This is a genomic window from Pseudaquidulcibacter saccharophilus (assembly GCF_019455445.1).
Classification (GTDB): Bacteria; Pseudomonadota; Alphaproteobacteria; order Caulobacterales; family Aquidulcibacteraceae; genus Pseudaquidulcibacter; species Pseudaquidulcibacter saccharophilus.
Map to the genome: position 1 here is coordinate 347,485 of NZ_JAHWUS010000001.1, position 21,504 is coordinate 368,988.

Consider the following 21,504-nt stretch of genomic DNA (forward strand, 5'->3'; position numbering starts at 1 on the left):
AAAACAATCTATGCAGGTTTGATAAAGCTGGCGATAAGTTTTTTAACGCCGGCTTTTTCAAATGCAATCTCAACCTTGTCACCGTCAATAACACGGATACGGCCATAACCGAATTTATCATGAAAAATTCGTTGCCCAATTTCAAAATCATGGCTTCGGCTTTTGGTTTCGAAAACAGTGCGTGGTTTCACGTCAATTGCAGGGCGATATTTATTTTCATGGGCAAAGGTTTGCGCCCGCATAAAACCTGCACCTCGTGTACCCTGTTCATAGGCATCAAGGTTTGATGATCCACCAAAGGCAGGGCGGTTGAAATAGCCAGTATCCGAAACTGCTTCGACATGGTCTTCAGGCAATTCATCAATAAAACGTGACGGTAAAACTGATTGCCATTTGCCAAAAATTTGGCGATTAGCGGCAAAAGAAATTCGGCAAATTTCCCGCGCTCTTGTAATGCCAACATAGGCAAGGCGCCGTTCTTCTTCTAGTGATTTTAAACCACCTTCATTAATCGATTTAGGCGATGGAAAAACCTCTTCTTCCCAGCCAGGTAAGAAAACCACATTCCATTCCAACCCTTTTGCACCGTGTAACGTCATAATATTAACGGCATCGCCATCGGATGAATTATCCATATCCATAACTAATTCGATATGCTCAAGGAAGGTTTCGAGATTATCAAATTGCGCCATCGAGCGCACAAGTTCCTGCAGGTTTTCAAGACGGGTTTGTGCCTGTGGGGTTTTATCGGCCTTTAACATATCAGTGTAGCCGGATTCATCTAGAATAAGTTCCGCAAGTTCGATATGGGATATTTCTTCACGTTTCTTGCGCCAAACCTTCAAGCTTTCAGAAAAACGCAAAAGACCATTTTTTGCGGGGCCTTTAAGGGCGTCTTTGTCCAATAATGTCTCAACCATTAACCCCAAAGAAACACCGTTTTCACGTGCGGCAACCATGATTTTCTTTAATGAAGTATCGCCAACACCGCGTTTAGGCTGATTGACTACGCGCTCATATGCAAGGTCATCATCAGGTGAACGAATAAGGCGTAAATAGGCAATGGCATCACGAATTTCGGCGCGTTCAAAGAAGCGTGGGCCGCCAATAACCTTGTATGGCACGCCAATCATCATGAAACGATCTTCAAAAGCGCGCATCTGCCACGATGCCCGCACCAAAATCGCCATATCTTGGTAGTTAACGCCTTGCGCCCGTAGGCTTTCAATATCATCGGATATAAGTCTTGCTTCGGCTTCGCCGTCCCAGACGCCGCGAACTTTTACGGTTTCACCATGTTCGTCATCCGTCCAAAGGGTTTTCCCAAGGCGTTCAGAGTTTGTGGCAATAATTTTTGATGCCGCACCAAGAATATGGCGTGTTGAGCGGTAATTGCGTTCAAGACGTATTACCTTTGCATTTGGAAAATCTTTTTCAAAGCGCAGGATGTTTTCAACTTCTGCACCGCGCCAGCCATAAATTGACTGGTCATCATCACCAACCACACAAAGGTTTTTATGCGCCATTGCAAGAAGTCTCAGCCATAGATATTGCGCAATATTAGTGTCTTGATATTCGTCAACCAAAATATAGCGGAATTTATTTTGATATTGGCGCAAAATATCCGGGTTATTTTGAAATAAATCTATACAAAGCAATAATAAGTCACCAAAATCAGCGCAATTCAGTGTTTTTAGGCGATTTTGATATTCGGCATATAGTTCAATTCCCTTGCCCTCGGCAAATAAAAAGGCATCACCCTTTGGCACTGCATCAGGTTTTAAAGCGCGATTTTTCCAGCCATCAATCAAACTTGCCAAATAACGCGGTGAATGGCGTTTGGGGTCAATATTATGCGCCTCGATAATTTGTTTTAAAAGCCGAATTTGGTCATCGGTATCAATGATTGTAAAGGTTGGCTTTAGCCCAACCATTTCGGCATGCATCCGCAATATTTTGGCACTTAAAGAGTGAAAAGTTCCAAGCCATGAAAGTGCGCCACCTTCATGACCAATCAAATTTTCGGTACGTTCGCGCATTTCACGCGCTGCCTTATTGGTAAAGGTAACAGTCAAAATCTGTGACGGAAAAGCACGACGGCTAAAGACTAAATTGGCAAGTCGGGTGGTCAGAACCCGTGTTTTACCTGTACCTGCACCGGCAAGTACTAATACGGGGCCATCAAGCGCATTTACGGCCTCAAGCTGCTTATCATTTAACCCTTTTAAGAATGGTGCGTTTGCTTGTGTAGAATTGATGCCAGCCATTGCGCGCTGGGAAAGTGATAATTTATTTTGATTCTCTGATGTTTCACCCATTTGATTCGTATAGAACAATATATGAACGATTGCACCCGGCTTGTTCATAATTTTTGTTATAGAAAAAAACTATAATAAATATGCAGATTTTTAATTTTCCAATATTTTAATTGCGAGTTATTATCAATAAACATATTGGAGATAATCATGAAAAAAACAAATGATATAGATAGGGTGCTTGCATTTGGATTTGGTGTACCGTTTACAATAATTGGCTTTATGCCTGAATTGCTTGGCATTAGCGGCGGGTTACAATTTGTTTTACTCGGTGCGGGTATATTAATGCTTACAAGTGTCGCATTTGGGCAAAATGCAAAAACTTTTTAAATATTCATACTAAAGGTTTGAAAACACACTAACCAAAAGCCATATTATGTTTTTTAGGAATAATAAAATGAACTTTGCCAAATTGGATGATACTTTAACCGTTGCCCCGCAAATAACCACTGCCGAAGTTGCTGAAATTGCGGCACTTGGTTACAAAACCATTATTTGTAACCGCCCAGACTTTGAACAGGCCGAACAGCCAGAGTTTAAAGAAATTGAGGCGGCGGCAAAGCAAAATGGCATTGAAATTGTTTATCAACCAATTGTTGGCGGTAAGCTAGGCATTAAAGATGCCGAAGAATTTTTGGAAATATTACGAAACGCCCAAAAGCCAGTGTTTGCTTATTGCCGGACAGGAACCCGTTGCATCACGCTTTGGTCACTTGCCGAACGCAGCAAGGGACGTGATATAAATGAGCTTGCAAGTCTTGCGGCATCACATGGCTATGATGTCAGTGGGGCATTGGCAAACCTTTAACAGACAAAAATCCTTTAATTTTAGGCCCTAAAGATATAAAGCACGGGCATGAGTGATAAAACCTATATCCTTGGAATTGAATCGTCATGTGATGAAACTGCGGCGGCAGTTTTGGAATATGATGGTGTGCGCCCCGTGGTTTTATCAAATGTCATTGCATCGCAAATTTCCGAGCATAAGCCATATGGTGGCGTTGTGCCGGAAATTGCCGCCCGTTCGCATGTTGAAAAAATTGATGAAGTTATCGAACATGCATTGCTGCAGTCTGGCATTAAGCTCGATGAAATTGATGCGGTGGCGGCAACCTCTGGCCCTGGTCTTATTGGCGGGGTAATTGTGGGGATGCTTGCGGCAAAGGGGATATGTATTGGTGCAAACAAACCATTTGTTGCCGTAAATCATCTTGAGGGGCACGCATTATCGCCGCGCCTTAATAATGATGTGGCGTTTCCATATCTATTGCTTTTGGTATCTGGCGGTCATTGCCAGATTTTGCGGGTTGATGGTGTTGGGCAATATTCGCGCCTTGGTTCAACTATTGATGACGCCCTTGGTGAGGCATTTGACAAGGTCGCCAAAATCCTTGGGCTTGGTTATCCTGGTGGCCCATTGGTTGAGGCACGTGCAAAATTGGGAAATGCAAAAGCATTTGAACTACCGCGTCCATTGATTGGGCGTGCGGGGTGTGATTTTTCTTTTGCGGGTTTGAAAACTGCGGTTTTACGCCTTTGCGAAAAAATTTATGACGAAAAGGGCGCTTTAAGTGATGATGACATCAATGATATTTGTGCTTCTTTTCAATATACGATTATTAGGGTTTTAAAAGACCGCCTTAAAAATGCATTTGCTGCGTGCGAATTTGCCGAAAATAATCGCCGTTTGGTAATTGCTGGCGGTGTTGCTGCCAACCAAAAAATTCGCGGTGAACTAAGTGATTTTTGTGGTGATATGGGGTGGCAAATTTTTTATCCAGAATTGAAATATTGCGGTGATAATGGCGCGATGATTGCACTTGTTGGCCTTGAATATTTTAATTCAGGTATAAGCCACCCACTTGCTACCAAACCAAAACCGCGTTGGCCACTGGATGCAGATGCCGCGCCATTACAAATAAAAAATGGTTACGGAAAAAAGGGTGCAAAAGCCTAAAAAAGCCGGAGATTATGAATGTCAGGGAATACGGCAACAAAATTTATAAATAGCGAAGAAAGTAACTTTTTTGCCAAATTGGTGGTTTTTGCAATTGCGTTACCGCTCATTCTTATGACTTATGGCATCATAAGCCGTTACGATAATTTTGATGTTACACGCAGCATTCAAGCCCAAGAGATGCAGCTTCAGAATGTTAAAGATCGTCTAGAGCAAAGCAAAAATTCCAAAGGCAAATACAGCAATTCAATCAAAACCGAAATTGATGGCAAACAATTCGCGGGCGATAAGGCAATGGCAAAGGTAAGTTCCCACCTCATTGAATTGAAATTTGCCGAAATATTTCAGTTTGCGCGCGGCGTGGTTCCGCCAATTACCGCCATTGCTGGTGGTGTGTCTGCACTGATTGCACTTTTGCTTTTGGCGGGGGGAAATTTAATCGGATTATCTGGTCGTTTAAAACTCCGCAATGAGTTATTTTTAAATAATTTTTGGCTTTTAAAATTGATTTTGCCGCCGGCATTTATGGTGCAAATTGTCGGGCTTGGAATTGCTGTCATTGGTGCATTTGTGATTTTTGGCACTGGCTTTATTGCCATGAACCCTTGGGTTAATATTTATATTCAGACTGCAATAATAATTCCGTTGGTTTTTGTCTTTGCAATTTGGATGTGGCGCAGCATGTTGCGCCAGTTAAAAAGCATCAAGAACCTTTTCGTAATTGAAACCCAAACCGTAATTGGGCAATTGGTTTTGCGTGATGAGGCCCCATCGTTATGGGCAAAAATCGATGAATTTGCACAAAAACTAAATACTACAAAGCCCGAAAATATTATCATTGGCGTTGATGGCAGTTTCTTTGCCATGTCTGGTAAAATATCGATGGAACCATTAGGTGAAATTGTTACTGGGCATAGTCTATATATACCACTTACCCAATCCGCCCTTTTGAACGAGGATGAATTTTGGGCAATTATCGCCCATGAAATGGCGCATTTTTCGGGTGATGATTTGGAATATAGCCGTGATTATGTTCCACTTTACAATAGTCTGAACCATCGTTTCAATTCATTGGCGCAAAAGAAAAACTCACTATTTTTCTTGCTAAAGCCTTGCGCGTGGCTTGGGATTTATTTGCTGGAACAATTTGATGAAGCTGCGGAGAACTTTAAACAAAGCCGCGAATTTATTGCCGATAAAAATGCGGCAAAACTAACCTCAACATTGTCATTGGCACGTGGTATTTTGCGACTTTCGGCAAATATTGACCCCATTGAAACCGCTTTATCGCAGGTTAATCTTTTAAATAAAAACCTGCCACCAAATATGGTTTTAGCTGCCGCAAATATAGCAAAGCAGGACAAGGTCCAAAACCCACAAGCTTATTTGTCCGCGGTGCAAACCCATCGTTTTTATCTGCATCCAACCAATGGGGAGCGTTTGGATAATTTGCGGGTTGCGGTTTTAAATCTTGATACGGATATTGTTCCCTTTGGTGAAAAATACTTTCCGCAATATTCAATTCTTTGCCAACGTCTAAGCACGGCATTTTATAACTTTGTGCAACGGGATGCGGCGGGTTATCAAAAACACCTAATTAAACAGGCGCAAATTGTGGGTGATACGCAAAAGCGCTTTTATAATTATTCAAAATTACGTGGAATTATTTTGCTTTTATTTGGGGCAACTTGTTTGGGCGCAATTTATCCAATTCTGAAATTTATGCGTGGTCATAATGAAAAGACCATGATTATGGGTGCGGAAATTGCGGGTGGGGTTTTGATCCTGCTTGGGGTATATTATCTTTTAATGGCAATAAAACCCTTTATGGTGGTTGAACCCGATTTCATTTTTATAAAAGGCTTAAATAACAAAATAAATTGGGGTGATATTGACGATTTTAAGATTAGTAAAGGTTATGGAATTAATACCCGTTTTTATCTTAACGAGGCGGCACAATTGCCAAGCAAGAAATACAATGGCCGCATTCGGATAGATGCCAAAAAGCACATGATTTCAGTGTTTAGTAATGTTCCAAAGGGGCTAAATACCCAAAAGTTCACCGCCATTTTAAAACGATATCACAAGGCATATTTGGCGCGCAAAACGCTTGAAAAATATGATTTAAAAATAAGCGAAAATTAATTGTGCGTTTAAGGGGTGGTATTTCTTCTAATTTTGCGATATTGGCGCGTTTATTGTTGTTTTAAATTGTGAGGCTTGAAGAAAATGGTGGCGATGTCCCCCCTTTTAACTATTATGACTAATGCTGCTTTAAAAGCGGGTAAAGCAATCAAGCGCGACTTTGGCGAAGTTGAACATCTTCAGGTTTCTAAAAAAGGCCCTTCCGACTTTGTTTCGGCGGCAGATCTTAAATGTGAAGAAATCCTTTTTGAAGAATTGACCAAAGCCCGCCCTGGTTACAGCTTTTTGGGTGAAGAGCGCGGCCTTGTTGAAGGTACAGATAAGACCCATAAATTTATCGTTGACCCAATTGATGGTACAACCAATTTCATTCACGCAATTCCACATTTTGCAATTTCAATTGCTTTGGAACGTGAAGGTCGTCTTGTAGCCGGCGTGGTTTATAACCCAATTACCGAAGAATTATATCATGCAGAAACCGGAAAAGGTGCATGGCGTAATGAATTCCGCCTAAAAGTATCGGGTCGCCGCGTATTGTCGGAATCACTACTTGCAACTGGTATTCCATTCAAAGGTACGCCAGGGCATGGACAGTTTTTAAAAGAGCTTCATGGCTTTACACAAAAAGTTTCTGGCGTTCGTCGTTATGGTTCGGCATCACTTGACTTGGCATGGGTTGCCTGCGGTCGTTATGATGGCTATTGGGAACGCAATCTTAAAATTTGGGATTATGCGGCCGGCGTGGTTTTGGTTCGCGAAGCAGGTGGTTTCTGTGAAGAGATTGACGGTAAAGATTTTACCGAAACCGGAAACCTTTTGGCGGGCAACCAAAAAATTGCCCTTGAAATGAAGGCGATTTTGAAAGAAATCAAACCTTAATTCAAATCACCATTTTGGTAATAAAGAATTAAAGAAGCCCCGCATTAATTGCGGGGCTTCTTTTTATTACGCAAAAAAAGACCCCGCGAAAAACGCGGGGTGCAATTTTGTTTGAATTTAAATTTCTATTCCGCTTTTGGTTTGCGTTTACGGAATGATGCATTCAAAATTTGTTTACGTAGGCGGATGGCGTTTGGTGTTACTTCAACCAATTCGTCATCTTCAATCCAAGAGATTGCCGCCTCTAGTGTTAAACGACGTGGCGGGGTAAGGCGCATTGCCTCATCTTTACCGCTTGAACGAACGTTAGAAAGTTTTTTCTCTTTTAATGGGTTAACTTCCATATCTTCTGGTTTTGCGTTTTCGCCGATAATCATGCCTTCATAGACATCTTCACCGCCGCCAATCATCAAAACGCCACGTTCTTCAAGATACCAAAGCGCATAAGTAACAGACTTACCGGTATCAGTTGAAACCATTGCACCGTTACGACGACCCGCAATTGGACCCTTCCAAGGTGCCCAACCGTGGAAAATACGGTTCATAATACCAGAACCACGAGTATCGGTTAGGAATTCAGAGTGATAGCCAATCAAGCCACGTGATGGCGCATAGAAGGTAAGGCGGGTTTTGCCACCACCTGACGGGCGCATATCATGAAGTTCAGCTTTGCGAAGTGACATTTTCTCAACTACTGAGCCAGAGAATTCGTCATCAACATCGATGATAACTTCTTCGATAGGCTCAAGAGTTTCACCATTTTCATCTTTTTGAGTAACAACGCGCGGACGAGAGATCGAAAGTTCGAAACCTTCGCGGCGCATGTTTTCAATCAAAACACCAATTTGCAATTCGCCACGACCTTGAAGTTCGTATGCATCGCGGTCATGGGTTTCAGATACGCGGATTGCAACATCTGACTCCGCCTGTTTCCACAAACGGTCACGGATAACACGTGATTGTACTTTGTCGCCATCACGACCCGCAAGCGGTGATGAGTTAACCATCACAGTTACTGAAAGGGTTGGTGGATCAATTGGTGTTGATGGAATTGGGGTTTCAATCAACGGATCACAAATTGTGTGTGAAACTGTTGCATCGGTAAGACCAGCAATTGAAACGATATCACCTGCGATTGCCTCATCAATTGGTTGGCGTTTAAGACCACGGAATGCAAGAACTTTTGAAACGCGGCCTTTTTCAATTACTTCACCATCAAGTGAAATTGCTTTGATTGGCTGACCCGCTTTTGCAATGCCTGATTGCACGCGTCCGGTCAAAATACGACCAAGGAACGGGTCGGCATCAATCATGGTCACAAGCATAGAGAATGGCTCTTCGGTATGCTTTTCTGCTTCTGGTGCAGGAACGTGTTTAATGATGGTTTCAAAAAGCGCGTTAAGGTTTTCAGTTGGGCCGTTATTTTCATGTGATGCCCAGCCGTCACGACCAGATGCATAAACAACTGGGAAGTCGAATTGTTCTTCAGATGCGCCTAGTGCCATGAAAAGCTCATAAACTTCGTCAAGAACTTCTGCTGGGCGTGCATTTGGACGGTCAATCTTGTTCAAAACCACAATTGGTCTTAGGCCTTGTGCCAATGCTTTTGAAAGCACGAATTTGGTTTGTGGCATTGGGCCTTCCATGGCGTCAACCAATAGCAAGCAGCCGTCAACCATTGAAAGAACGCGTTCCACTTCGCCGCCGAAATCGGCGTGTCCTGGGGTGTCAACAACGTTAATACGGGTTGGGTGTTCTTCGTCCCCCCATTCAATAGAAGTACATTTGGCAAGAATGGTAATGCCGCGTTCTTTTTCTTGTGGGTTGGAATCCATTGCACGTTCGGCGCGTGCTTCGTTTTCACGGTATGCGCCGCCTTGGGCAAGCATGCCGTCCATAAGTGTGGTTTTGCCGTGGTCAACGTGGGCAATAATAGCAATATTGCGCATTGACGGCGCATGTAGATTAGTCAATTTGGTGTCCTTTAAAATGCGGGGAGCTGTTCTTTTGCGCGCCCAATATAGGTTTTGCGTTAAAAGGTCAATCCCTAACGGCGCGGGCAGCGTTTATTACTTGCTCAACTTTGATGTCTTTAAAGTCACGAGCAACCACAGAAACCGTTAATTTGCCGCGTGGTGCGACTTGTCTTATGTTCGCGGCCTCTGGATTTATTATGGAAACGGTTGGTGCACCCACAAGACCCGCCAAAACCACCAACTCACTATTTGAGCCGACAACAAGTGATGCCGCACGGGCAAGTGATAAATATTCAAAAACATCAACACGCCCGATTAAATCATCAATTCCACGTAATTGTGCGCGTATTTCATTGCCCACGGCAATGGCGCGATGTGTTCCCATCAAAACGGGCTTAATATCATGCGATATTAGTTCCCCTGCAAGTTCAACAAATCTTGCAACCGACCAAATATCACCGGGGCGCCCCACGGCGGCCTCTGGTACTAGGATGGCATAGTTACCATCAATTCCAAACTTTTCGGGAATTGTATGGTAATCATTCAGTTCCAATGCCCATTTTAAATTTGGCAAAGGCGCCGCCCCAATGGGATAGCCTTCTTTTGGACCAATACCACATAGCCACAATTGTTCGGCAATTCTATCGAGTGGGTGCATATTGGTTCGCGCGCGATCAACAAATGGGTGTGAACAGCCCATGGCAATGCCAGACCACATCGGTTTTTTAAGCCAATATTTTTTATAAATCCCTTCGGATTCTTCGGTCTGGGCCAAATCATATACCATTTCAAAAGATGCACGTTGCAAATTATTGGTAAAGTTTAACTCTTGTCGGAGGCCATTAGTTCGCCAATTTGTAACCACCTCGTCAACGAATGGGCAGGCAGACATAAAACGATTATATTCTGGCTCGGTAATTAATGTGATGTGTGCATTGGTGTGATATTTTCTTATTGCCTCTAATGCAGCAATATTGTGGGCAATATCAATCAAGCTACCCAAAGATATTACCAAAACCCGCGTCAGATCTTGTCTTACAATATCCTGTTGCATGACTTGCCCTTTATTTCATTATTTCTTTATAAACGCCCAATGTCTTTTCTTGCAACTGTGCGGCTGAAAACAAAGACTTAACACGCTTTTGGGCTAATTTGGTCAAATTTGCAATCTCCATCGGCGGCATTGCCAAAATCTGGCTGATTTTTTGTGCCAATTGTGTTGCATTGCCAACATCAATTAAAAAGCCAGTTTCATTATCAACCACAGTTTCCATTGCCCCGCCAAGACGCGATGCAATGATTGGTTTCGCCATTGCCTGCGCCTCGGCGGCGGTGCGCCCGAATGCTTCTGGTTCTATTGATGGTGTGGTAACAATATCTGCAATTGCAAAAGCGGTTGGCATATCATTACATTGCCCAACAAAATGAAAATATTCATCAAGCCCATACGAATTTACTAGTGATTTTAATTCAGAAACATATTCATCGCGTCCCTGTGCCGAGCCAACAAAAATATAATCGGCAAATATGTTTTGTGCTTTCAAAATATTTGCGGCCTCAATCAAAACCTTTTGCCCCTTCCACGCCGTAAGACGGGCAGGAAGTAGGACTTTGGGCAAAGTTTTTGCCGACAATCCCCATTTCTTAATAAGTGCATCTTTTGTGTTTTGATCAACTTTTTCTGGGGTAAATTTTTCTAAATCAACGCCACGATAAACCACACGGATTTTGACTGGGTCTGGGTGGTGTTGGTCAATAATATGTGCCTTGGTATATTCGGAATTGGCAATAACCAATTCGCCACGCGCCATAAAACCATTATACCAGCGTTTTAGTGATGACTTAGCGTTATAAATCCCGTGATAAGTGGTAACAAAATGCACACCCATTGCCTTTGCCGCAAGATATGCCGAAACCGCCGGCGCGCGTGAACGGGCGTGAACAATATCAATATTGTTTTCGGCGATAATCTTTTTGATTAGTGCCACATTGCTAACAAGGATTTTAAACGGGTTTTTGGTTTTGACGTCTGCCTTTATAAAGGTCGCCCCATGTTTCTTTAACTCACCCTCCAAAATACCGCCGTTTGACAAAACAAATGCCTTGCCGCCATCTTTTACAATCGCTTCGGCAACTTCAACAGCAGTTCGCTCTGCACCGCCAATGTCAAGTTCAGGAATTATTTGCAGGATATTATAGCTCATATAATTTCAATAGTTTATTTATAACAAAATTCAAAGTCATAAAGATTTGGAATAATGAATCATTGTAATTATTCCCAAAATTTGGAATAAGTTCGCCATGACCAATAATATTCAATTCATTACCAATCCACGTGGGCAAAATCTAGGATTTGTTAAAAACGAAATCTCGTCATTAAACTGTGTTTGGCTTTGTGGTTATCATTCAGACTTTTTTGGTTCAAAAGCGCAAACTGTTGCCGAAACCGCCAAAGAAAATGGTGCTTCATCATTATTATTCGATTATTCTGGAACTGGCGTTTCAGAAGGTGATTTTGAAGATGGCACGCTTTCAAAATGGCTTGAAGACGCCGAATTTATGATTGAACAGCAAACAAAGGGTGACTTAATCCTTTTGGGTTCGTCAATGGGTGGTTGGTTGTCATTGAGTTACGCTATTAAACATCCAGAACGGGTCAAGGCATTAATATTGCTTGCCCCTGCACCAGATTTTACCAAGGATTTGATGTGGGATAAATTTCCCCAAGAAGTAAAAGACGAAATTACCAATAATGGATTTTGGCTGCGCCCATCTGAATATGATGACAATGGTTATCGGGTAACACGTGAATTAATTGAGGATGGGGAAACGCATTTAATACTGCACAACAAAATCAAAATTAATGTGCCTGTGACCATTATACATGGTCTGAAGGATGCGGATGTGCCATTTGCCCGCTCATTAGAACTTGTGGAGAATTTAACAACACCTGATGTAAGGCTTTGCTATATTAAGGAAGGGGATCATCGCCTTTCCAGTGATGATGATCTTGCATTTTTAAAGCAAATATTGACCAATCAAATAAAAAATTTGGTCAAATAAAACGATTAGCATGAAAAAGCCCCCAATATGGGGGCTTTATAATTTATATTTGCTTTGGAATATTGTTTTTGTTCAATATTTCATGTGCATCATAGGCATTAATATATTTATCAATTAATTCCAAATAAGTTTTAAAATTAAGACCCTTTGGCAGCATCCCCATAATAGTTATGGTCTTTTTCTTTTTATTGATACGCACGCGTCCCTTACCTTTGGTTTTTTGTGGCAATGGTGCAGCATCATTTAAGTGCAAAGTTGTGATAAGTTGATGGTTGGCAAGGCTTACATCATATTTCATGACGTGCCCCCACGAAATAGGGGCATCGAGACCCGTAACACCAATTTCATGTGCCTTTAAAACCATGAATGGGTATCTGGAATGAACAAACATTATTGAGGCCGCCCAAAGTAGGAATGCTCCAAAACCAAGAAAGACCAAAGACACAATAAATAAATCTTTGTCTGCCTTTGCAGTAAAGGCAAAGAACAATGCAACACCACCGGCAAGACATAAAATGGCAAAAATACTAATTAACCACATTATAATACCAGGATTGGCGGTAAGTGGCCTATCTTCATTGCTTATTTCTGCAACCCTGCTTTCAAGTTGTTTGCGGTATTCTACTGCATTGGTGCGCACAATTTTATAAAGCTCGTCAGTGAGTGTGCGTGATAATTGCCCAAAATCTTTGAAATATTCATCCATATTCTTAATGGCATCTTGGGTTGGTGCTTCTTTGGCAATTGCAATTAAATTCGTATCCGTTTTAATCCCCATTGCTTCGATACGTTGTGAAGTTGGTGGGTGGGTATCGGTTGGGTGCGGGATTTTATCTTCAAGATGGGTTGATGGATCCCCCATGCCATCATCAATTGCCGCTTTTAAAACTTCGGCAACTAAATCATCATATTTGCTGTCCGATAGTACCGTAACTTGGGACATTACTTTGCCAAGTGGTTTATCGGTTGCAACACTGCGCAATAAGGCGCGCGCCGATGCTTCGTTTGATGTTACTTTTGCGCCGCCTTTATCGGCCTCAAACTCACGCAGTCTGCTCCAGTGTAGGACCGCAAGGTCAAATTGTTCCATCACAAACAATCCAAGATAAAGCGTTGGCTTTAGCAAGAACCTATCATAAGAATTAACACCATCATCAAGCGCATATAAAGAGCGACTAATGCTTGCATAAATCGGCACAAAACGTTGGCTATATTCGGTATCACCACCAGAAAAGTGTGATAATTCGTGGCCAATGATTGCCCTTAATTCATCTTTTTTCAAAAATGGCATTAATGGTAATGGCAAATATAATGTATGCCCGTTTAGGGTTTCCTTTGCGGGCTCAAGAGTTTTTTCACCAGAAATTACAAAAAAACCTTGCTCAATCCCTGCAACAATATGATCGGGTTTAATGGCATTAAGCTTTTCAGCAAGTTCATCAACAAAATGCCAAATGCCTGGTGCATCGTCACGCGATAATTGTCGTCCAATAATTGGATATGGATTTGGTTTAAATGCAGCAAGTGCATGACGTAATTGTACAATCGTTTTTAAAGCGACCCAAAGAATAACGCCAATTAACATTATCCCGAAAACCACCAATTTCATTTCCGAATTTGATAATGAACCGGGGTGGAAAACCGCCAAAACAAAGTATGCAATTACTGCGACACCTGCAATTGTGGTTGCCACCACCTGCACCGCCATCGCCATGGGCAACAACATTCGCAAAATTGAAAATGAATGTGCCAATGCCGCACGCGATTGCCGTCCAATCGCACTTAAAAAAATCCCAGCGCCAAGGACGATGATAGAAATAATAAGACTTATACCCGCTGAAGTTATAATAAATGGCACTGCCTTGGTGCGAACATCAGACATTTTATTGGCATTTTGTAAATCCTCAAGATCTCTTTTTGCTTGGGTAAGTGCCATTGGGCCGCCATATGTCGTGCCCCCACTTTCATATTGAATGGTAAAATCTGGCTTGCCTGCTTTTTCAAAACGCGCGCTTATTTCATCGACAATTTTCTGTTGTTCGGTAATCGCATATTGTAGTTCCGGTGATTGGGTGGTTTTATTGGCCTGTGCCCAAATACCGAATATCATAATCGCCAATGGCAATAATAATGTTATTCCAATCAGTTTTAAAAAATATTGCCCTTTTTTAGGTTGCGAATTTACCATTATATTTCCCTCTTATTTTCAAATTATAATTTGTTTTATAAGATTATTTCAGATTGCAGAATCGAAATGAATACCATGGGGAAATATAATTTCCATACTTTTTTAAAGGTTTTTTGTCGAAACACCTCTAAAGCGCTATGACATATTGTCATAGGGTTATTTGTTGTGTCGTATTAATATAATGATTTTCTATTTTTGGGGTTTTGATTTCGGCTTTACGTTGGTTTGCTTTTGATTTTGCGAATTATTGCCCTTTAATTTTTCATAATTTAAAATTTGCTGATAAAGTCTTTCTGCGTCTGGAACTTCACCTTTAGCAATTTCGGCATATTTCTTCGCCGTAGGAATATCTTGTTTTACGCCTTCGCCCTTGGCGTTAACCAGTGCCCAATAAAAAGCCCCAGTTTTATCACCCGCTTCGGCAGATTTTTTAAACCATTCTGCGGCTTGGGCAAGGTTTTTGTCGCCCCCACGTCCTTGATAAATTAATAAACCATAATCGGCCATTGCCGCCGGAATTCCGCCATCTGCCGCCTGCTTAAGTAGGGTGCGCGCCTTTGCAAAATCATCGGGAATATTTTCATCGCCATCATCAAGCAAGATTGCAAGTGAATAAGCGGCATTAACATCGCCCTTTTGTGCGCCAATATCATATTGCGCGGCAGCAAGTTGAAAACGGCTTTGCGCCATTAAAAAGTCACCATAAGGCGTATAAGCATCATTTCTTTTGGCCTTGATTGCTGATTTATAGGCGTTATCAACCTCTTCCGAGGTAACTACGTTATTATCTAGCACCCAAATACGACCCATGCCCATCATGGCGTCTGATGAGTTTTGCAATGATCCTTGGCGGTAATATTTCGCGGCCATTTCATAGGATTTTTCAACCCCCATGCCATTTTCATATAAAAAACCAACTAATGCGGCGGCATTGGCATCGCCGCGTTTTGCTAAATCATCACTAATTTTAAGGGCATTTTCATAATCACCAGCCCGATAGGCAAGAACCGCTTTATTAAGTTCACCAATGGTTGGAACCTTTAATGGTTCAACACGAATGTCTTTGTTTTCTGGTGTTGGGCCGTTTGGCATACGGGGCAAAACCTGTGCCATTGCTGAGGTGGTAATCAGGGTAAAGAATAGCGGTAGTAATTTTTTCATTTAGTTTCGCAAATTTGTTTAAGTTCATTCAATGCTGTTTTAACCCCGCCCAAATGTGACCATACACCAGAAGAAACCGCAATAAAATCCGCCCCTGCATTAATTATCGGCAAGGAATTTTCTGCTACAATGCCGCCTATTGCAACACACGGAATTTCCATTAAATCTTGCCACCATGTTAAAATCTCAGGCTCGGCCATATGTTTAACTTCTTTGGTTTGGGTCGGGTAAAATGCGCCAAAGGCAACGTAATCTGCGCCTTCTTCTGCGGCCATCATTGCGAGGTGACGCGAATTATGACAAGTGCGCCCGATAATTCTATCATTACCCAAAATTTTGCGCGCTTCGGCAATTGTGCCATCTGACTGCCCTAAATGCACGCCATCTGCCTTTACATCGCGGGCAATTTTAGGGTTATCATTTATTATACATGCAATGCCAGCATCTTGAAGCGGCGGTAAAATTTCTTTTGCCAAAAGAACGAAATCACGATTTTCAAGATTTTTTAGACGCAATTGAAAAACCGATATCGCTTTTGATGAAATTACATCATCCAACTGCTTCTGGAATGTCTTTAAATCGTCAATTTTTGGTGGGCTAATGAGATAAATTTGTGTTTTTGTCATTCATTACCAATATCATTTATTGCATTATTAAAGCAATAAGGTCACAAGAATTTATGCCTTCTTTTGTATCTATTGATGTTGAAACCGCGAATAATTCACCCGCGTCAATCTGCCAAATTGGTATGGTTAAATTTGCAGACGGTAAAGTGGTTGATAAATATAATTGCCTTATAAATCCGGATGAAGGTTTTTTACCCGCAAACATTATGGTGCATGGCATCAAGCCCGTTATGGTGAAATCTGCACCAAAATTCTTTGAAGTCTTTGAAGAAGTGAATGCTTGGCTATCTGATACAATTGTAACTTCGCATTCTTATTTTGACCGTTCAGCGATTTTTGGGGCAATAAAGCGCGATATCTTACCAGAGCCACAATATCTTTGGCTTGATGCAACAACAATTATTCGTCGTACATGGGCGCAATATCAAAAACGTGGTTATGGGCTTGCCAATTTGTCATCTGACTTTAAAATCAAGTTCAAACACCATGATGCGTGTGAAGACGCGCGCGTATCAGGGGAAATATTGGTTATGGCAATCCGTGACAGTGGCAAAACACTTGATGAATGGTTTGAAGTCCTTAAAAAGAATAAAAAGAGTTAGAAATGACAATAGACACCACTTCAGACATTGGCGAAAACTCAATCCTTACCCTTATTGATGGCTCGGGTTATATTTTTCGTGCCTTTTATGCCATCAAAGGTTTGAACCGCAAATCAGATGGTTTGCCGGTTAATGCTGTTTCTGGCTTTTGCAATATGCTTTATAAATTTTTGGCGGATGGCAAAAACAATGGTGATACCCCGACCCATTTGGCGGTGATTTTTGATGCCTCATCAAAAACTTTCCGCAATGAAATCTACCCAGAATATAAGGCACAAAGACCGCCACCACCAGAGGATCTTATTCCGCAATTCCCATTAATACGTGAGGCAACGCGGGCCTTTGGTGTTCCTGCGATTGAAATGCTTGGGTTTGAGGCCGATGATTTGATTGCCACTTATGCCAAAATGGCGACTGAAAAGGGTGCAAAGGTGCGCATTGTATCGTCTGATAAAGACTTGATGCAATTGGTTGGTGGCAATATTGAGCTTTATGACCCGATGAAAGATAAGCCTCTGGGCCTTGATGCGGTTAATGACAAATTTGGCGTCACCCCAGATAAAGTGATTGATGTTCAGGCATTGGCAGGTGACAGCTCTGATAATGTTCCTGGTGCACCAGGGATTGGCATTAAAACCGCCGCCGAACTTATCAATACTTTTGGTTCATTAGAAGAATTATTAAACCGCGCCGAAGAAATTAAACAACCAAAACGCCGCGAAACCTTGGTAAACTTCCGTGAACAAATCGAGGTTTCAAAAAAGCTTGTTACCTTAAAAGATGATGTTCCTGATGTAATTCCATTAAATGAATTCCGAGTAAAAGAACCTGATGCGGCGGTATTGATGAAATTCCTTGAAGAAATGGAGTTTTCACAGCTTACCTCACGTGTTCGTAAACATTTGGATGTTGAAGGGCATATTGCAGATAATGCAATGGTTGGTGAAATTGCGTCTGATGCACCGAAAAATAGTGTTACTCGTACAAATACTAACCCTATAAAAATCGAAAAATTTGAAACCATTTCGGATTTGGATAGACTTAAAGAAATACTCGAAATTGGTAAGTCACAGGGTTATATTGCGATTGATACGGAAACCGATGCGCTTGATAATGTTGGCGGTAATTTGGTTGGGGTTTGTTTATCAATTGGCGAAAACAAATCATATTATGTACCTTTGGCGCATGTGTCGGCGGCGGATTCACTTTTTGTCGAAAAATTAGATGGCCAACCTGATTTTGATAAAACCATAAGGCTTTTGAAACCATATTTTGAAGATGCGGCGATTTTAAAAATCGGTCATAATCTTAAATATGATTGGGCAATTTTAAAAAAATACGGCATAGAAACCGCACCAATTGATGACACAATGCTTATTAGCTTCGTTCTTGATTCTGGCAAAGAAAGACAGGGGCATGGGCTTGATGAATTATCAATTCTTCACCTTGATCACCGCGCGATTGCCTTCAAAGATGTTTGTGGAACTGGTAAAGCACAAATTACATTTGACCAAGTGCCAATACCTGATGCAACCAAATATGCCGCCGAAGATGCCGAGATTACATTGCGCCTTTGGAAAATGTTAAAACCACGCCTTGTTCACGAGCGGGTAACACGGGTTTATGAAAACATCGAGCGCCCATTGGTTGCGCCAATTGCCAAAATGGAAATGGCGGGCATAAAAGTTGATTTGAATGAATTAAACCGCCTGTCACAAGATTTTGGCGCGCGCATGGCGGAATATGAACAACAGGCATATTCACTTGCGGGTGAAACATTCAATGTTCAAAGCCCAAAGCAATTAGGCGAAATTTTCTATGAAAAGATGGGGCTTTCGGGGGGTAAAAAAACCAAAAGTGGGCAGTGGCAGGTTGATTCTGATGTTCTTGATCAGCTTGCAGCAAATGGGCAAGAATTGGCAAATGTCATTCTTGAATACCGCACACTTGCCAAGCTGAAATCAACCTATACCGATAGCTTAAAGGCGGCAATAAAACCGCAAACTGGTCGTGTACACACCTCTTTTAATATGGTTGGGGCAATTACTGGGCGCTTATCATCAACCGATCCAAATTTGCAAAACATCCCAATTCGTACAGAAGAAGGGCGTAAAATTCGCCATTGTTTTATTTCTGAAAACGGCAAGTCACTAATTTCTGCCGATTATTCGCAAATTGAATTACGCCTTTTGGCACATGTTGGCGATATTCCACAGCTTAAGCAGGCGTTTATTGATAAATTGGATATTCACGCCGCCACTGCATCGGAAATGTTTAACGTACCAATGTCGGAAATGACCTCTGAAATCAGGCGCCGTGCCAAAGCTATTAATTTCGGTATTATTTATGGTCAATCGGCATGGGCTTTTGCCCGCCAATTGGGTATTTCCCAAGCACAAGCCAAGGATTATATTGAAACCTATTTTGCTCGTTTTCCTGGCATCAAGCAATATATGGAAGAAAAAAAGGATTTTGCGCGTAAAAACGGTTATGCTGAAACTCTATTTGGGCGACGTATCTATCTTGAAGGTATTAATTCCAAGGGCGGGGCAGAGCGTGCATATGCCGAACGTCAATCAATTAACGCGCCACTTCAAGGTGCCGCAGCAGATATAATAAAACGTGCGATGGCGCGCCTTGATGAAGTTTTAAAAACTAATAATCTCGGTGTTAAAATGCTGTTACAGGTGCATGATGAATTGATTTTTGAAGTGCCAGAAAATAATGCCCAAGATGCGATTGCAATCATCAAACCAATAATGGAAAAAGCGGCACTTCCTGCGGTGGATTTATCTGTGCCATTGGTGGTTGAAGCTGGTATTGGCAAAAATTGGAATGATGCGCATTAATCGAGAATTTGTGAGACTATATAATTCGCGAATTTGCGTCCATTATCGGTGATTTTGATAATATTTCCGTCTTTGGCGATATAGCCATCATCGATAAGGGTGCTTAATTTTTCGTGGTTTAAAACCCCGTCATTCATAAGCAATGCACATCCATTGTTAAGGCGCAAACCCATAAGATAATATTCACGTGCGGCATCGCTTCCAGACAGTTTCTCATATTCTATTGTGGCGGTGGCAGTTTTATTAATTGCCGTAATATATTCATCGGGGCGAAGGTGGTTTAGGGTTGCAATGCGGTCTTCAACGCCGCCCAAGCGTCCATGAGCCCCCGGGCCAATTCCTATAAAATCCTGCGATTGCCAATAAATTAAATTATGTTTTGAAAATTTATCTGGGCTTTTGGCATGATTTGAAATTTCATATTGCTTATAGCCTAATTCATCAAGAATTTTCCCAGCAAGATCATAAAATTCACCGGCTTCATCATCGGGCTTTGGAATTAATGCGCCGCGTGCCGCCTTGCGCGCAAATGCTGTTTCGGGTTCAATAGTAAGTTGATAAGGCGATATATGGTCAACGTCAAATTCGGACGCAATGATGAAGTCTTGTTGCATTTCATCAAGGTTTTGATTGGGGCGTGCATAGATTATATCAATTGAAACATTATCAAAAATTTTGCGGGCATTTTCTGTTGCGTTAAAAGAGTCTGCAGCACTATGAAAGCGCCCCAATTCTTTTAGGCCATTGTCAGAAAAGCACTGTACCCCAAGGGATAATCGGTTGATACCAACTTTTTTAAACCATTTTAATTTATCAATTGCGGCATCATCGGGGTTGGTTTCAAGCGTGATTTCAACATCATCTTCAAACCCCCACAATTTTTCACAAAGTGTTATTATCTCACCGATTTTTGATGGCAAAAGTAATGAAGGTGTTCCGCCACCAAAAAATATTGATGTTAATTTACGTGACGGCATTTTACTATGCCATTTTAGAATTTCGGTTTTTATTGCGGCAACCAAACCATCAACATCACGCCCACGCGCGCGGTAAATATTGAAATCACAATATGGGCAGATTTTGGCGCAATAGGGCCAGTGGATATATAGCCCTAGCTTCCTCAAGATTTAAACACCGAATTTACTAGCTTTTTAAAGGCATCAGCACGGTGGGACATTTCATGTTTTTTTGCAGGATCCATTTCGCCAAAGGTTATGGTTTCACCATTTGCGACAAAGATTGGATCGTAGCCAAAGCCATTTTCACCACGTGGTGGAAATTCCAAATGCCCTCGTACTTCACCTTCAAAAATCTGTTCTTCACCATCTGGTGTTACAAGCGCCAAAACGCAAACAAAACGCGCACTATAATCACTGGTTTTTAGTGCTTCTAGGCGGTTTTTAACTTTGTTCATGGCAAAAGCAAAATCGCGGATTTTGGTTTCTGGGTTTTCTGCCCAGCGTGCCGAATATATTCCAGGTTCACCACCTAATGCAAAAACTTCAAGGCCCGAATCATCTGCAAGTGCGGTCATGCCAGAAACGGACGCAGCAGCTCGAGCTTTTAGTAATGCGTTACCCGCAAAACTATTTTCGGTTTCTTCAGGTTCTGGCAAATCCATATCCAAAGCACTTTTAACTTTAACGCCAAAAGGTGCAAGCAAATCATTAATTTCGCGGACTTTGCCTTTATTATGGGTGGCAATTACAAGGTTTTGCAAATTCATTTAGTTTATTTATCGCT

17 protein-coding genes are annotated in these 21,504 nt (G+C 41.7%); 8 read left to right on the forward strand and 9 right to left on the reverse strand.

From position 1 onward, the window contains the following. Nucleotides 1-8 precede the first annotated feature (8 nt). Nucleotides 9-2,267 carry an ATP-dependent helicase gene (locus tag KXV15_RS01575; RefSeq protein WP_240007188.1) on the reverse strand — a complete coding sequence of 753 codons (2,259 nt, stop codon included), beginning with the start codon at nucleotides 2,265-2,267 and terminating at the stop codon, nucleotides 9-11. Nucleotides 2,268-2,465: 198 nt separating this feature from the next. Between KXV15_RS01575 and KXV15_RS01580 the strand changes: the two genes are divergently transcribed. The 5 genes from KXV15_RS01580 (at nucleotide 2,466) to KXV15_RS01600 (ending at nucleotide 7,296) form a co-directional block, all read left to right on the forward strand. Then, the gene (locus KXV15_RS01580; protein WP_240006401.1) at nucleotides 2,466-2,645 is read left to right on the forward strand and encodes a hypothetical protein; all 180 of its coding nucleotides are present in this window, start codon (nucleotides 2,466-2,468) and stop codon (nucleotides 2,643-2,645) included. Between the two features lie 67 nt (nucleotides 2,646-2,712). Beyond that, nucleotides 2,713-3,123: a protein tyrosine phosphatase family protein gene (locus tag KXV15_RS01585; protein ID WP_240006402.1), complete on the forward strand. Its 411-nt coding sequence runs from the start codon at nucleotides 2,713-2,715 to the stop codon at nucleotides 3,121-3,123. Between the two features lie 48 nt (nucleotides 3,124-3,171). After that, entirely contained in the window at nucleotides 3,172-4,272 is a 1,101-nt protein-coding gene (tsaD, locus tag KXV15_RS01590) for a tRNA (adenosine(37)-N6)-threonylcarbamoyltransferase complex transferase subunit TsaD (RefSeq protein ID WP_240006403.1), read from the forward strand. Between the two features lie 18 nt (nucleotides 4,273-4,290). Continuing rightward, entirely contained in the window at nucleotides 4,291-6,417 is a 2,127-nt protein-coding gene (locus tag KXV15_RS01595) for a M48 family metallopeptidase (RefSeq protein WP_240006404.1), read from the forward strand. A gap of 84 nt (nucleotides 6,418-6,501) precedes the next feature. Next, nucleotides 6,502-7,296, forward strand: coding sequence for an inositol monophosphatase family protein (locus KXV15_RS01600; RefSeq protein WP_240007189.1), 795 nt, complete (start codon nucleotides 6,502-6,504; stop codon nucleotides 7,294-7,296). A 125-nt stretch (nucleotides 7,297-7,421) separates the two neighbouring features. Here the strand turns inward: KXV15_RS01600 and typA are convergent, their stop codons facing one another. The 3 genes from typA to KXV15_RS01615 all read right to left on the reverse strand — a co-directional run bounded on the left by typA (nucleotide 7,422) and on the right by KXV15_RS01615 (nucleotide 11,476). Continuing rightward, nucleotides 7,422-9,245 (reverse strand): translational GTPase TypA, encoded by a 1,824-nt coding sequence (gene typA, locus KXV15_RS01605; protein ID WP_240007190.1) that lies wholly within the window; start codon nucleotides 9,243-9,245, stop codon nucleotides 7,422-7,424. A gap of 91 nt (nucleotides 9,246-9,336) precedes the next feature. After that, nucleotides 9,337-10,326: a glycosyltransferase family 9 protein gene (locus KXV15_RS01610; protein WP_240006405.1), complete on the reverse strand. Its 990-nt coding sequence runs from the start codon at nucleotides 10,324-10,326 to the stop codon at nucleotides 9,337-9,339. A gap of 10 nt (nucleotides 10,327-10,336) precedes the next feature. Further along, nucleotides 10,337-11,476: a glycosyltransferase family 4 protein gene (locus KXV15_RS01615; protein ID WP_240006406.1), complete on the reverse strand. Its 1,140-nt coding sequence runs from the start codon at nucleotides 11,474-11,476 to the stop codon at nucleotides 10,337-10,339. 97 nt (nucleotides 11,477-11,573) lie between these two features. Between KXV15_RS01615 and KXV15_RS01620 the strand changes: the two genes are divergently transcribed. Then, nucleotides 11,574-12,335, forward strand: coding sequence for an alpha/beta hydrolase (locus KXV15_RS01620; protein WP_240006407.1), 762 nt, complete (start codon nucleotides 11,574-11,576; stop codon nucleotides 12,333-12,335). A gap of 43 nt (nucleotides 12,336-12,378) precedes the next feature. On the opposite strand, the gene KXV15_RS01625 is transcribed toward KXV15_RS01620, so the two are convergent. The 3 genes from KXV15_RS01625 to thiE form a co-directional block, all read right to left on the reverse strand. After that, nucleotides 12,379-14,523, reverse strand: coding sequence for a M48 family metallopeptidase (locus KXV15_RS01625; RefSeq protein ID WP_240006408.1), 2,145 nt, complete (start codon nucleotides 14,521-14,523; stop codon nucleotides 12,379-12,381). Between the two features lie 189 nt (nucleotides 14,524-14,712). Next, nucleotides 14,713-15,684, reverse strand: a complete 972-nt coding sequence (locus KXV15_RS01630) for a tetratricopeptide repeat protein (protein WP_240006409.1) — start codon at nucleotides 15,682-15,684, stop codon at nucleotides 14,713-14,715. Continuing rightward, nucleotides 15,681-16,310, reverse strand: a complete 630-nt coding sequence (gene thiE / locus KXV15_RS01635) for a thiamine phosphate synthase (protein WP_240006410.1) — start codon at nucleotides 16,308-16,310, stop codon at nucleotides 15,681-15,683. Before thiE ends, KXV15_RS01630 begins: the two co-directional genes overlap by 4 nt. 53 nt (nucleotides 16,311-16,363) lie before the next feature. On the opposite strand from thiE, the gene KXV15_RS01640 reads away from it, so the two are divergent. Further along, nucleotides 16,364-16,912, forward strand: a complete 549-nt coding sequence (locus tag KXV15_RS01640; RefSeq protein ID WP_240006411.1) for an exonuclease domain-containing protein — start codon at nucleotides 16,364-16,366, stop codon at nucleotides 16,910-16,912. A 2-nt stretch (nucleotides 16,913-16,914) separates the two neighbouring features. Beyond that, nucleotides 16,915-19,761, forward strand: a complete 2,847-nt coding sequence (gene polA / locus KXV15_RS01645) for a DNA polymerase I (RefSeq protein ID WP_240006412.1) — start codon at nucleotides 16,915-16,917, stop codon at nucleotides 19,759-19,761. Here polA and hemW read toward each other — a convergent pair. Both hemW and rdgB read right to left on the reverse strand, forming a co-directional pair. Further along, a complete protein-coding gene (hemW, locus tag KXV15_RS01650) occupies nucleotides 19,758-20,885 on the reverse strand; it encodes a radical SAM family heme chaperone HemW (RefSeq protein WP_240006413.1) in 1,128 nt (375 codons plus the stop codon). The genes polA and hemW overlap by 4 nt on opposite strands. Then, on the reverse strand, nucleotides 20,882-21,487 hold the full coding sequence (gene rdgB / locus KXV15_RS01655; protein ID WP_240006414.1) for an RdgB/HAM1 family non-canonical purine NTP pyrophosphatase: 606 nt from the start codon (nucleotides 21,485-21,487) through the stop codon (nucleotides 20,882-20,884). Before rdgB ends, hemW begins: the two co-directional genes overlap by 4 nt. Nucleotides 21,488-21,504: the final 17 nt, after the last annotated feature.